Origin of the sequence: Pedobacter jeongneungensis, from assembly GCF_000633455.1 — a bacterium.
In the GTDB taxonomy this organism is placed as follows: Bacteria; Bacteroidota; Bacteroidia; order Sphingobacteriales; family Sphingobacteriaceae; genus Pedobacter; species Pedobacter jeongneungensis_A.
Genome location: NZ_AYMG01000008.1, coordinates 56,890 through 71,001 on the forward strand (window position 1 = coordinate 56,890; position 14,112 = coordinate 71,001).

The following is a 14,112-nucleotide window of genomic DNA, read 5'->3' on the forward strand; positions in this document are numbered from 1 at the left end:
AGAAATCATCCCAGACAAAACTATTTACATGAAGAAACTTTTACTTGCGTTACTGGCATTGACCAGCTTCGGGGTTGCAAATGCACAACAATATGCACTATTCGGCACGAAAACCATGTTTGATGCTTTCGAAAACCCTTCTCAAAAATCTTTCACACTCGATTCGTCGCGAAAATTTTCTTCGAATTTCTTCCTGCCATATTTTGGCGTAAATGCCATCAATAAGGGCAGTTCTAAATATATTGTACGAAGATTAACGCAAGAGGGCCAATACAACACCACCGGTTTACCTATTGGAACTGGAGAAATTAACCATTTCTTCGAGAACAGTAATATTTATGTGGCTACTTTCCGTCTTTTCAAATCATATAAATATCAAAAAGAAATGGGCTTTTCATGGCAGATCAGATCGGATGCCAATGTAGACTATACCAACGAAACTTTGGCTATTTTTGATTCTTTTGAACGTTTCACACCAAATAAGCAATATACAGGTATATTCGATACCAAAGGATATGAACAAAGCTATCACCAGTTCAGCTTTACCTACCGTGAGAACTGGAACAAAAGACTTGCTTTTGGTTTAAAAGCCAGTTTATTAAGCGGAATTTTATATAACAAACTCGACATTTCCAATTCCTATCTCTATATCGATCCGGAAGCATCATCCATGCTGATTGGTTTGGATGGAACTTATTCGGCGAACTTCTCTGATTTTAATGAGGTAGATAAGAAAACCTTTTTCCCTAATTTCAAAAACCCGGGTTTATCATTCGGTTTTGGAACAAATTATACCACGAAAAAAGGTTTGTTTTTAATGGCTAATGTTAAAGATTTAGGTTTTATCTGGTGGCGCAGCAATACCCAGCGTACTACGATAAATCGATCGAAACTGATTGAAAACCTGGAAAATAATCAATCGAATACCAATCAGGAAATAAAGGATATCTTTTTACTGGCAGAGCAACCTAAGAAGTTTTTGGCCCCTACCAACGCTAAACTGGATGTTTATATGTCTAAACGTTATGGTTTTTACAAACCCGCATTGGCCGCTTCTAAAAACCTGTTTTACAAAGGTGGTGATGTTGCTTTTGTAAATACTTTCATTGCCAACAATTTTTCAGGAAGCGTAACACCTTTGTATAATTTAAACGGTGTGTTTATGGTTGGCCTGCAAGGCAAATACCAAACCCCTAATTTCGAACTGTTTTTAGGTACCGATAATTTAGTTGCAACCAGTTTCCAAACCCTCGGAACACTTAAAAATGATGCTACTGTAGGTAGCGGACCTAATGGCGCCTCTTTTTATATGGGTGTAGGCATTAAATTTGGCAATGTGGTTAACCATCCACAATTTGCTGATGTGATACCGGGAATTAATGACAAAAGTGACGGTGGTAGCTTCTTTAAAAGCCTGTTTTCGATTTTTAAGAGAAAATAAGCTTAACCCTGCGCCTGTTGCTTTTTAGATTGGGTAACCACAAAATCTTTCAGGTAAAAAGGCTCAAAATAAGCTACATCTTCAAAATTACCTTTATCGAAGGCTTGACTGGCTAATTTCGACATGTATGAGGCAGAATTAAAATTAGCGGCATCGAACCTTGCATTTGGATGAGTTAAAACTTCAGCGCATTTGGCAGCTCCGTCGCCCAAAAAGGTAATGGTTTGTTGCGAAAGGAAGTCGTTAAAACTCATTTCGTCGATAATTTTAGCTTCAGTTGGCAATAATATATTTAATAAAGGATCAAAAACTGTAGTGTAAACCTCCATCCTTCGGGCATCTATCATCGGACAGATGAAACCTGAATAATCAGGATTTTCAGACAAGAAGCCCGCAGCCATCATTTCTAAAGTTTCAATGGCGATCAAAGGTTTATCTAAGGCATAACAAAGTCCTTTGGCGGTAGAAACACCGATCCGCAGACCCGTGTAAGATCCCGGGCCTTTACTTACGGCGATGGCATCCAATTCTGAATAATTTAATCCAACAGTTTTAATTACCTCATCTATAAACAGCGTTAAATTTGCCGCATGCAGGTTTTGACCTTGCTCTTCTTTAAATGAAATTGTTTCGCCGTTAACAGATAATGCCACAGAACAAAATGCTGTAGCCGTTTCTATTTGAAGTATTTTAGCCATAGGGCAAAGATATAGTTTTTAGTCTGAAGTCGGCAGTCCGAAGTCTGGAGTCCATTAAGGAATTTAAATAATTAACAACAAATATTTCGTTAGTGATTTGCTTTACCAATGAACTAATGACCTGTGAACCAATAAGCCTCGCTATGGAACCGGATCATGCCCGTGTTTACCCCAGGGATGACAACGGCCAATGCGTTTTAACGCCAGCCAGCCACCTTTAAACGGACCGTGTTTTTTAATCGCTTCTATGCCGTATTGAGAGCAGGTTGGTGTAAAACGGCAATTTGCGCCAAGCATAGGTGAAATGGCGTACTGATAAATTTTGATCAAACCTAAAAAGAACCAGCCGAAAATTTTATTGATGAATTTCATTGGGCTGGATTAAATTATGGAAACGCTTGAAGGTAGCGATCAGTTTTTTCTCGATAAAGGCAAATTCATATTTATCCTTACCAACAAACTGGATGGAAAACAAAAGCAATCCTCTATCGGTAGGTAGTGGAAGGTATAATTTATCTTGTTTATTTAAGCGATAAGCTTCGCGGATGCGGCGTTTGAGCAAATTACGGTCAACTGCCCGTTTATATCTCTTTTTAGGAACATTGATGACCACCTGGGCCTGCACATCAGCCGGTTGATCGACAAAAAGATAGGAAACCCTAAAAGGGTATAATAAAAAAGAAGAACCGTTTTTAAACAACAGGTCTAAATGTTTCCTGCTGCATAACCGTTCTTCTTTCCTGAATGTGTACATATATTTTTGATTGATAACTGCAGATTTTGATCTGCCAATTCCGGGTTAATGGAAAAGCAATCAAAAATTATGCTTTATGCTTGCGTTCGTCAGAAACTGTTAATCTTTTTCTTCCTTTAGCACGACGTGATGCTAATACTCGTCTGCCGTTAGCTGTTGCCATTCTTTCGCGGAAGCCGTGTTTGTTTCTTCTCTTTCTTTGCGAAGGTTGGTATGTTCTTTTCATGACTGTATATTATCTATTGTAAAATTAAGAGGTGCAAATATAAAGCGATTTCTCTACAAATGCAAGAGTGATTAATTATTATTTTTTCTATTTAATGCAAATGTAAAAAATCTTTTGAAAAATAAGGCCAATGGTTCGTTTATAAATGATTGTTTTTAACGAAACGTTCTTACGGAACGAAAATATGCCTATTGCATTTTTTCTACCTATGATTCGTTCCAATGGAACGAAATAAGCAATTCTTCTTTTTTACAATCCCAACGCCGCTTTCAGTTTTACATAGCCAGTTTTACTAACCGGCAACCAGATATCCGATTTTAACAACACCACATAGCTATCTTTCTCTTTTAACTCTATTTTGGTTACCTGTGCCAGGTTAATAATATAAGAACGGTGTATGCGGATAAACTGGCCGGTATCAAGCGTCTGTTCGAAATAGGCCATGGTTTTATTTTTGAAGAATATACCATCAACCGTGCTTAATTTCACATAATCATCATCTGCTTCCAGATAATTGATATCGGCAACTGGAATAATTTTGATTACACCATCTTTTTTAACCACTACCCTATTGTTTTGGGCCGGACTTAAGGCTGCTGCATCTAAAACCGCTTCGGTATTTTCTGTCTGGTTTAATTTGTTCGGTAGCTTTTTAATGGCTGCATCAAAACGCGATTTATCAATCGGTTTAAGCAGATAATCTACAGCATTAACCTCGAATGCCTTAATGGCGAACTCGTCGAAAGCTGTTGTAAAAATTACGGCAGGTTTATCTTCCACGAGTTCGAGCATTTCGAAACCGCTTATTTTGGGCATCTGGATGTCCAGAAAAATCAAATCGGGTTTATGTAGGGTAATTGCTTTTAATCCTTCAAATCCATCGCCACATTCGGCTACAATCTCTATTTCTGCATGATCTGAAAGGTAATATTTTACAATATCTCTTGCTAAAGGCTCATCGTCAATTAGTATTGTTCTGATCATTTTTTTGTGGAATTTTTAGGGTGGTAATATATAAATTATTTGCTTCAATATCGGTCTGTAACAGATGTGTATTCGCAAACAAAAGATATAACCTGCGTTTGATGGCACTCAAACCAAATCCGGTTCCTCCGGCAGCCTTCATTTCAGGATCGAATGGGTTTTGTACCCTTAGTTGTAAAATATTATGTTCTACCGTAACATCTACCTTAATCGTAATCCCGGCTGAAGTATTGTAAAGCCCGAATTTAATCGCGTTTTCTACAATAGGCTGCAATAAGGTTCCCGGTAAGCAAAGGTTTAAAGTATCTTCAGCTACGTTTACTTCAATATTTAACCTATGGCTAAACCTTACTTTTTCGATATCGAGGTACAACTGGATATATTCCATTTCTTCCTCAACCGACACCCATAATTCGTCATCGCGCTTTAAGGTTCCACGGAGGAAAGAAGCCAGTTTCGTAATCATCACCCCTGCCTCTTTCGGGTTAACCATGGTGAGGGCAAATACTGAATTTAAGCTGTTAAAAAGAAAGTGTGGCTGTAATTGGTGCCTTAATTTGTTCAGTTCGGCCTCTTTTGCCAGACTTTTTGCTGCAGAAAGCCGCTCGTGTGTTTCCGACTGCTCCTCCAGCCTATACCATAAAATATTGGCAAGGGCACACCAGGCCAAACACATAAAAGAAATCAGTCCGCGGAAAGCAAAAGAGAAATTATAGAAATCTTTGTACTCTTTATAATCGGCAAATATATAGAGCATTGAATATTTAGCGACATAAATAATTACAAATGTGAGGGCAAGGGTAATAATGAGTACATACAGGATCCGCTCATTTTTAGGCTGGTAATAACCCAGCATATTGCTGATCCCAATACAGGCCAAAGCCAATAAAAAATTATTGATCAGACTATCTGTTACAGATATCCACCATGAAAAATTTACCACATAATGCAATCCAATGCCACACAATACAGTCCACACTATTGCTAGTGCAAGCGATGTTTTTTGTATCTGTGGAACGGATAAAGGTCTAGTTGTCAAAACGGTTTTTGATTAGTTAATGATTTATTGCGGTGTTTTAGCTTCTCCAGGTACTTGTTTACCGATTTCGGTTCAACAATTCTCGAACTTACTTCAACACCATCAGCAGGTTCTTCAACTGCCGATATTCCTCCTACACCTATAAACTTCCATACTACCTTATCGCCTTTACAGTTATCAAACGGCGGATTAAAGTGTACGGCATTCAATTTTGCCTTATCTAAGGCCTGGGCTATGTCTTCTGCCTTTATTAAACGCGTTTGCTCATTAAACTGAGGCGTGTGCTTTCCTTCACCACAAATTACCTGATAGATACAATTTACTGCAAACCATTTCATAGGCGATGTTTATTATATGTTTAGAAACTTTTGATCTCGATCCCCCCAAATAATGCGGTACCATCCAAAATCAATGTTTTTGTCATTTCTGACACGGGCATTAAATGAGACCTTTTATCTTCTACACTACCAAATAATGCAGTTACGTTCGACTTTATAGCCCAGTTTTGCGGAACAATTAATTTAATCCCTCCAAAAACAGCAGTTACGTCGAGCGATACTGTTTCAGGAAAATCGGCCTGGGTCATCACGATATCAGCTCCACCAAAAATTGCCATAATATCACCTCCTTTGAAGTTTTTGGAATAAACCGTTTGCGTACTTCCGCCAAAAATGGCTGTTACATCAATAATGTCGTTATTATTTGCCGTTTTATCATCAGTTGCTCCCTCGAAATCAAATTTTGCTTTTTTCCTGTCTTTACGTCTCCTGCCGAATAATTCTGAATCTTTTGGCCTGAAGATCAAAAACCCACCGATTATCACCAAACCAACACCTAAAGCGTATTTGGAAGGATCAAAATCAAGATTCATATTATCCAAAGTATTGTAAGCACCGACTAAAATCAGGATTAACCAGGCTACACCTTTAAAGTTACGACGAACGCCGATAAATACACCAATTAAGATTAAAAAATTAGACCAGCTTAATATCCATCCAGGGATATCTAAATGCATGTTATTTAATAAAAGTGCGATCCCGATGATTGCTATGATGAAACCACTTAAAGCCCTCCCAGAATTTTTAGTGTTGTTATTATCGTTATGATTGAGATTATCCATGTGTGTAATATTTAATAATCCAAAAGTATGGATAAGTGTTTATGCATAATATATACCAGGCGCAAGAACTGGGTAAAAGGCGGTAAGTAGCGTTATTTTATCGGTGAAAATTATTTTCTTATTTTGAGACCATGAAATTTTTCCTATTAATGTTGGGTTTAAGCATTTCTTCGGCAGTATATGCGCAGGAAATTAGCAATCATTACAAAATATATGATGTAAAAAAGCAAAAAACCGTCACAATTGATGATATCGTTTCGGATATGAATGTTAATGATGTACTATTTTTTGGTGAAGACCATAACGATTCCATCGGGCACTACCTGGAGGCCGAAATATTTAAAAAACTCAACATTGCATATCCACAAAAAACGGCCTTGTCATTAGAAATGTTCCATACTGATGTACAACCTGAAGTAGATGAATATTTAGCGGGGCTGATTTCCGAAAAGAATTTCATTAAAGAAGGAAGGGCCTGGGGGAATTACAAAGATTACAAACCTTTGGTAGAATACGCCAAACAGCACAATTTGAAAGTGATTGCGGCCAACGCTGCAACCCGATACAGCAATGCGGTTACCATGGGCGGATTAAAAGCCCTGGAAAACTTCCCTAAAACGTCATTTAACTTTTTACCGCCATTACCAATCGATACTGCTCGGGGCAGGTATTATGACAAATTTATAGAAACTTTAGGTGGCCATAACATGGGCTCAATGAAGATTTACCAAACTCAAAATTTATGGGATGCTACCATGGCCTGGTCGATAAATAAATTTACGAAGGCAAATAAAGGAATAAAAGTTTTACAACTCAACGGCCGTTTTCATAGTGATGAAAAACTGGGTACTTTGGCCCAACTGGCGCGGGTCAATCCAAAATTAAAAATCCTGAATATCTCATCCTTTTCTGATGCAAGTTTTTAACAGCCCGGATTGGGACAAATTCAAAAAGCTGGGCGATTACATTATTATTACCGACCCTTCGGTAAAAAGAAGTTATTAAAAAAGCTCCGCAGTTGGGATCAGTCTGCGGAGCTTTTTTATTATGCTTTTGCTTTTAATAAATCTCTGATTTCGGTTAAAAGCACTTCTTCTTTTGTCGGTACAGGAGCTACAGCTGGAGCCGCTTCTTCTTTCTTTTTCAAATTATTGGCTGCTTTAATAATCAGGAAAAGAACCAACGCAACAATAATAAAGGAAATTACCTGCGAAAGGAAATTACCATATTTAATAGCCGTACCTGCAATGGTAAGTTTACTGAGGTCTTCTAATCCTGCAGCCTTTAATGCAGGACCCAAAACTGCGGGGGTAATAATGTCTTCAACCAATGAGCTTACAATCTTACCGAAAGCTGCACCAATAATTACACCGACAGCTAAATCGAGTACATTTCCTTTAACTGCAAAATCTTTAAATTCTTTTACAAATCCCATATTTTTTTAATTTTAGTTTATTTATTCACTAAAATAGCAAACATTAAATTCAATCCAAACGTTTAGCAAATAATTTTAAAAAACCGAACATATCGATAGCATTTAGATCAATTGCAAAGAATATCTGAAATCTATTGTTTATTTTTGCCCCATTCTTTTATATTTAATATGCTAAAGCAACACCTACAACAAAAATTATTACAAAAGTTATCACCACAGCAAATACAGTTTATCAAACTGTTACAGGTGCCAACTGTTGCTTTAGATACGCGGGTAAAAGAAGAACTTGAAGAAAACCCGGCACTTGAAGACCCGAGTTTAATGACGCAGGACGAGCCTAAAAGCGAGTACGACGATTTAAATGATGGTCCCGACGATTACGAACAGTCATCAGAAGACACGAGTATGGATGAATTTAATGTGGATGATTATCTGCAAGACGATTCTACCAACGACTATAGCACCAATTACAACAATGGAGATGACGATGAGGAGAAGAAAGAAACCCCAATCGCCATTGAAAGTACATTTTTCGAAAGTTTACAGGAACAATTAGACCTTATTCCCCTATCCGACCAGGATTTTATTATCGGTAAACAGATTATCGGCAGTTTAGACGATGATGGTTATTTACGCCGTCCGTTAGGCTCTATGATCGATGATCTTGCATTCTCTCAGAATGTAATGGTGGAGGAAGAAGATGTATTGGAGATGTTAAAACTGATCCAAAGTTTTGATCCTCCAGGCATTGGTGCAAGAGATTTAAAAGAATGTTTGCTTATCCAGTTGAAAAGGAAAGATCCGGGCAATCCCATTATCATTAAAGCAATGAATGTGGTAGAAAACTACCTGGACGAGTTTACACGCAAACATTATGATAAATTAGAAAAAAGCTTAGGTTTAGATAGCGAAGAATTGAAGGAAGTGGTAAATGAAATTCTGCGTTTGAACCCGAAACCGGGCGATGCCAACCAGGTGACTACTAAACAGATGCAGATTATCCCTGATTTTCATATCAGCAATAACGACGGCATACTTATTTTAACGTTAAACTCGAAAAATGCCCCAGAACTTAAAGTAAGCAGATCTTACCAGGAAATGTTCGAGCATTACGATAAAGCTTCATCAAAAGATAAAAAACTGAAAGAAGCCGTTCAGTTTGTAAAACAGAAACTAGATTCGGCGCGTTGGTTTATCGATGCGATTAAACAAAGACAGCAAACTTTGTTAAAAACGATGAACGCCATTATGCACTACCAGTACGAATATTTTTTAACGGCTGATGAGCGTAAAATGCGTCCGATGATTTTAAAGGATATTGCCGATAAAATCGATATGGATATTTCAACCGTATCGAGGGTGGCAAACTCTAAATACGTACAGACCGAATTTGGTACTTTTCTGCTTAAATCTTTCTTCTCGGAAGCCATTCAAACCGAAAATGGTGAAGAAGTTTCGAATAAAGAGGTTAAAAAAATATTGGAAGACTGCATTGGCAACGAAGATAAACGCAAGCCGTTAGCTGACGAAAAATTAACCGAAATATTGAAAGAAAGAGGTTATAACATTGCCAGAAGAACCGTTGCCAAATACCGCGAGCAAATGAATATCCCTGTAGCAAGGTTAAGAAAAGAACTATAATTCAGTTGGCAGTTTACAGTTAGAAGTTTACAGTTGGTTAATTACTACTAAAAGTATAGATCTGCTTACCACGGCATAAAACTAGCCACTGTAACTATAGAATTGCCGACTGAAAATTGCCAACTATCAACTGAATTACCACATTTTAATATACGATGGCACTTTGTAAACGTTATTGAGCAATACGCCCAACACAATTTCGTGACTGCCATTACTTACCTGATTTAATTGAGAAGTAGTAAAATCGTAAGAATAAGTTAAGTTAACCATTTTGCCGATATTAAAACCGGCCATTGCGGCAAAAGAATCATCTTTACGATAACTTCCTCCCAACCAGACTTTATCCTTAAAGGCCAGTTTCATGTTTAAATCAAAAGAAACAGGTGCCGGCGATACATATTTTACCATTATCGAAGGGATAGCTGAAATCTCGTCATCTACAAAGAATTTATAACCTCCCGTAGCAAAATAATGCGGTGCTTCTTTACCTAAATTATAGGTATTATCGCCTGTAAAACTTAATTTTTGTGGCAAAATCTGCTGTACCGATAAACCTGCGAATACCCGTGCACCGTACAACCATAAACCGATACTTAAATCGGGTTTTACCTGGTTAATCAGTGCCCTGTTCATAATCGGATCAATCGGGGTATCAAAAGTAAGTGCATTAACATCCAATGAAATACTCGAAATCCCGGCAGCAACACCTGCCGATAGATTAAAATTATTACTCAATTGTAAATGGTAAGCATAGGTAACATTAGCATCCAATCGCTTGATAGGTCCGGTTTTATCCAATACAGCCGTTACCCCCATTCCATGGTGCGACGGCGACGACATATAGTTCTGCATATAATTCCGGTCCATTGGATTACCCGTTTGCTCAGGAAAAGAGGTCAGCGCATTGCTCCATAACTGGTTATCGCCCAACGCCCAATTTGCAGATACAAAAGACGTTTGAGGGGCATCGGTAATACCCGACCATTGTTTACGGTAACCGGCTTTAAAATCTAGGTAATTTTCAATGCCTGAAAGTGCAGGATTTAAGAGGTACTGGTTAAAAATATATTGCGTGTACTGTGGTTTTTGCTGCGCAAAACCATTAAAAGTTATAAAAAGCGTAAATATAGCTATGATCTTTTTCAATTCTATCTGATTATTGTGAGAGGTCCTGTTATAGTTTTTCGTCCGTTTTGCGGATTAATAATGTAGTAATAAACGCCAACCGGAAGCGGTTCATTCTGGTAAGTTCCATCAAAGGGAACTTTATACCCTTTGCTAGAAAATACTTTAAGTCCATTTCTATTGAAAATATCCACAGTAGCCTTAGGATATGATTCTAAATATTTGATAATCCAGGTATCGTTTACGTTGTCGCCATTTGGTGTAAAGGTATTGGGTGGATTTAACATCTGCAACACTTTTACCAAAACTTTAGAAGTAGCTGCACAACCATCGGGCTGAGTAGTTGCCGTTAAGGTATATTCGGTATCCTGTTCGGGCGAGGCAATAGGGTTTAACACATTCGTTTTGTTTAATCCGGTTGCCGGCGACCATTCGTATTTTAAATTGGTTCCTTCAGCAGTTGCAGGGATTTCGATCTGTCCTCCAGCCAAGATGTAGATTAAATTACCAGCATCGGCTACCGGCGATTTGTATACTATTATATTCTTACTGATTGAAGAAGAGCATTCATTACCTCCCTTAAAAGTATAAGTGATCGTATGTTCCCCAACCCCAGCAATTTTAGGGTTAAAGGTCCCGTCAGGCTTCATGCCATCCCCAGCATATTCGCCACCACCTCCGGTTACTTCTTCTTCGGTTTTCTGCCTCGCCTGTGTAATGAGTACTGTTCCGTCGGCTTCACAAACAGCAGGCATATCATCAAACTCCAATTGCGGCTCTGGTTTTACGGTAACTGGTTTATCTACGGGTTTAAAACAACTTTCACCTGAATAAGCCACAAGCCTAACATTAAAGCTACGATCTGTGGTACCTCCAAAAGTATTGTACTGAATCTCTATATCGCTGTCATCGGGATAAGGAATGGTTTTATAAATGCTGGTTTCATTTGGATAGTCCCTATAAATCTCAATTTTCGTAATCTTGCCCGCAAAAGTAGTTGATGTATTTTTTATGATAATCTTATCGCTTACACAAACGTTATTTTTTACAATATCAAAATCGGCAGTTTTAACCGCCCCATTAACCGTAAACGTGAGCGTTTTTGACATTTCACAGCCATCTCCATTTTTAACAATTAAAGCCACACCATAATCACCAGTAACAGTAGGTGAAAAAGAACCGTCAAAATCAGTTGAGGTTGCTACAGTATTATTATTAAAGGTAAAAGTCCACTGAGCGGTTAAATCAGTAATGCTCCCATCTGCATTTTTAGAGGTATTTTTAAATTTGGCTACGCCATCATCCAGGCAAAAATCAGGAAGGATAAAATCAGCTTGCTGAGGATTGATTATGATTACCGTTTTAGATTTCACCTCACTTACACATCCTTTATCACTTACGGTGGTTAAAGTAATGGTATAAGAACCTGGGGCACCATATTGATGAACAGGAATTTGATTGGTATCATCAGCAGAACCGTCGCCAAAATTCCAGGTCCATTTTACAATTTTTCCCGGATTTTCTATCGTTGATTTTTCAATTATTTTGATCGGTTTGCCGGTGCATAATCCACTTACTTCAAAATCGGATACCGGTTGAGGATTGATCAGAATAGGATATTCTTCAGATACGTCAGAACATTTAGAATCAGTTGTAGCCGTTAAAATTACTTTAAATGATCCCGCTTTTTTAAAAATATGAACCGGGTTTTGTTCTGTTGAAGTTTCCCCATCTCCAAAATCCCATAACCATTGTGTAATACTCCTCGAATCGGAATTGGATTTACTTTGATCGGTGAACTGGGTACCACTGGCCTGACAACCTGTTTCAGGGACCACCGCAATAGCCGAAGGTTGATTATCAACCGTAAAATCAGCAGTTAATTCTTCAACATTCCCACATTCATCTGCAGTAGGCTTGGTGGATATTACCTTAAACTGGTAATCCCCAGGCTGATCATATTTAATTTCTTTAGGGTATAAATAGGTATAATAAACAACTTCGTTATTGGTAAACGTACCCTGAGCAGTTGGTGTTGTTTCAGTTATTGCACCATCACCATTATGTACATCCCAAATTAATTGGGTTGGTTGATAGGGCAGATTAATTTTTAATTTTATGATTTCGCCTAAACAGCCGCTGGTTACATTCTTGCCCGTAGCCTCATTTAATGGCTGAAAAGTGAAATTCTGAATATTTGCACCAGCGAGATAGGCATAAGATTCAACAGAGCCATAACCATAGGCAATAGCTGAAAAACCACCTGCAGCAGATAAGCGGTGCTGTGCCTGCTGACTTAAACTTACATCAACAATTGCATAACTATACTCGCCATTTATCGCAACAAAATTTGAAACAGGATTTCCATCTAAGCGAAATGAGGGAATATCAGCAGTTTTAATGATTACATTAATAAAAAATTTATTGATGTTCGTAATCACATTATCAAGCCTAGAATAAACAGTAATATTACTTAAAGTCTGTTCAACCGGGTTAAGTACCGTTATTTCTGGATCACCAACATAGGGATCATTTGCGTTTGGTGTTGTCCGGTTATTTAAATTACAGGTTTGAGAAGTTTGATACTGGGCAACCGAAATAGGTTTATTGGCCGATATGACATTAGCCGAAGTAGAAAAAAAAGTAACGATCGAACCCTTTTTATATGGATTACTCAATGTAGAACCATTAGCATCTGTAGTGCTGCCATTTACAGTTAAAACCGTATTATCTTCTGAAACGATTACCCGAAAAACATCCGTATTGCCATGTGTTGTATTGTAAAAAGGTGCAGTTACAAAGTTTTTTCCCCATGCCGTAACCGGAAACAGCTGCTGATAAAGGTTATCGCCACCACTTGGATTTCTGCTACTTCCCTGCTCACAAAATGATGCCCAGGTATTGCCAGAATAAACCGCAATAGATTTACATCCCTTAGTAGATTTAATGTGGCTACCTGATAAATCATTTGTAGCCTGATATTGATAAATCTCACCCTTATTTAATGTTTTTGTAAAGGTTTGATTGGCCTGGTGAGCCGCGTTGCCACTTGTAGGCGTGATTTCTATTTCGGTATCATCATCTACAGCAATGATGGTAAATTCTGCATAATTGCCATTAGTATTAGCGCTTTGATAACTATAAGTATAATACTCTTTACCTAAAGTATTGGTAGGAAGTACCATAGTACCGCCAGTACGGGCCTGATAGGCAATTACACTATATAAAGAAATTGGATTATCGCTTGTGGTTACATGAATAGCCTTATTACTTTCTATCACATCATTTGTACCGATGTAAGCATCGCTGGTGGCAACATTCGGATCAATAATTACGGGCAAACAGGTATTGGCAGGAATTGTACCTGACGAAACCACATTATTACCCACAGTAACCTGGTATTTAGTTGCCCTATCGGCAGATAAGAATAAAGTTAATCGTGTTTTTTTTCCATCAACATGCCCGGCATATGTTACATAAAAATCTTTTCCCTTGTTGGATGTATTTTGTGCATAAGATAAAGATGATGCAAAGAGCAAAAAAAATAAAACCAATAACCAACGCCTGTTCATTACTTATCAGCTTATTTTGAAAACGTTATACATGTTTGTTTGATAATAGATATGCAATATACCATTAATCAAATCAC

General features: G+C 37.9%; 14 protein-coding genes. 3 read left to right on the plus strand and 11 right to left on the minus strand.

Features of this window, described 5'->3' with window-relative positions:
* Nucleotides 1–28 precede the first annotated feature (28 nt).
* A complete protein-coding gene (locus tag U859_RS0106685; protein WP_025142646.1) occupies nt 29–1,441 on the plus strand; it encodes a DUF5723 family protein in 1,413 nt (470 codons plus the stop codon).
* A 2-nt stretch (nt 1,442–1,443) separates the two neighbouring features.
* Here the strand turns inward: U859_RS0106685 and tsaB are convergent, their stop codons facing one another.
* From tsaB to U859_RS0106720, 8 genes are all read right to left on the minus strand, one after another.
* Nucleotides 1,444–2,139, minus strand: a complete 696-nt coding sequence (gene tsaB / locus U859_RS0106690) for a tRNA (adenosine(37)-N6)-threonylcarbamoyltransferase complex dimerization subunit type 1 TsaB (protein ID WP_025142647.1) — start codon at nt 2,137–2,139, stop codon at nt 1,444–1,446.
* 141 nt (nt 2,140–2,280) lie between these two features.
* Nucleotides 2,281–2,511, minus strand: coding sequence for a membrane protein insertion efficiency factor YidD (gene yidD, locus U859_RS0106695; protein ID WP_025142648.1), 231 nt, complete (start codon nt 2,509–2,511; stop codon nt 2,281–2,283).
* The gene (locus tag U859_RS0106700; RefSeq protein WP_025142649.1) at nt 2,495–2,893 is read right to left on the minus strand and encodes a ribonuclease P protein component; all 399 of its coding nucleotides are present in this window, start codon (nt 2,891–2,893) and stop codon (nt 2,495–2,497) included. Before U859_RS0106700 ends, yidD begins: the two co-directional genes overlap by 17 nt.
* Nucleotides 2,894–2,960: 67 nt before the next feature.
* On the minus strand, nt 2,961–3,119 hold the full coding sequence (gene rpmH / locus U859_RS31570) for a 50S ribosomal protein L34 (RefSeq protein WP_010601723.1): 159 nt from the start codon (nt 3,117–3,119) through the stop codon (nt 2,961–2,963).
* 249 nt (nt 3,120–3,368) lie between these two features.
* Nucleotides 3,369–4,103 (minus strand): LytR/AlgR family response regulator transcription factor, encoded by a 735-nt coding sequence (locus U859_RS0106705; protein ID WP_025142650.1) that lies wholly within the window; start codon nt 4,101–4,103, stop codon nt 3,369–3,371.
* Complete coding sequence (locus U859_RS0106710) at nt 4,081–5,142, minus strand: sensor histidine kinase (protein ID WP_025142651.1); 1,062 nt, start codon at nt 5,140–5,142, stop codon at nt 4,081–4,083. Before U859_RS0106710 ends, U859_RS0106705 begins: the two co-directional genes overlap by 23 nt.
* Nucleotides 5,139–5,480: a DUF4288 domain-containing protein gene (locus U859_RS0106715; RefSeq protein ID WP_025142652.1), complete on the minus strand. Its 342-nt coding sequence runs from the start codon at nt 5,478–5,480 to the stop codon at nt 5,139–5,141. Before U859_RS0106715 ends, U859_RS0106710 begins: the two co-directional genes overlap by 4 nt.
* A 20-nt stretch (nt 5,481–5,500) precedes the next feature.
* Nucleotides 5,501–6,262: a LiaF transmembrane domain-containing protein gene (locus U859_RS0106720; protein WP_025142653.1), complete on the minus strand. Its 762-nt coding sequence runs from the start codon at nt 6,260–6,262 to the stop codon at nt 5,501–5,503.
* A 131-nt stretch (nt 6,263–6,393) separates the two neighbouring features.
* Here U859_RS0106720 and U859_RS0106725 point away from each other — a divergent pair, with 131 nt between their 5' ends.
* Nucleotides 6,394–7,188 carry a ChaN family lipoprotein gene (locus tag U859_RS0106725; RefSeq protein WP_029985531.1) on the plus strand — a complete coding sequence of 265 codons (795 nt, stop codon included), beginning with the start codon at nt 6,394–6,396 and terminating at the stop codon, nt 7,186–7,188.
* A gap of 119 nt (nt 7,189–7,307) precedes the next feature.
* On the opposite strand, the gene mscL is transcribed toward U859_RS0106725, so the two are convergent.
* Nucleotides 7,308–7,697, minus strand: a complete 390-nt coding sequence (gene mscL, locus U859_RS0106735; RefSeq protein WP_025142655.1) for a large-conductance mechanosensitive channel protein MscL — start codon at nt 7,695–7,697, stop codon at nt 7,308–7,310.
* Between the two features lie 168 nt (nt 7,698–7,865).
* On the opposite strand from mscL, the gene rpoN reads away from it, so the two are divergent.
* Entirely contained in the window at nt 7,866–9,338 is a 1,473-nt protein-coding gene (gene rpoN, locus U859_RS0106740) for an RNA polymerase factor sigma-54 (protein ID WP_025142656.1), read from the plus strand.
* A gap of 135 nt (nt 9,339–9,473) precedes the next feature.
* Here the strand turns inward: rpoN and U859_RS0106745 are convergent, their stop codons facing one another.
* Complete coding sequence (locus U859_RS0106745) at nt 9,474–10,484, minus strand: type IX secretion system membrane protein PorP/SprF (RefSeq protein ID WP_025142657.1); 1,011 nt, start codon at nt 10,482–10,484, stop codon at nt 9,474–9,476.
* Nucleotides 10,485–10,486: 2 nt separating this feature from the next.
* Complete coding sequence (locus U859_RS0106750; RefSeq protein WP_025142658.1) at nt 10,487–14,035, minus strand: T9SS C-terminal target domain-containing protein; 3,549 nt, start codon at nt 14,033–14,035, stop codon at nt 10,487–10,489.
* Between the last annotated feature and the right edge of the window lie 77 nt (nt 14,036–14,112).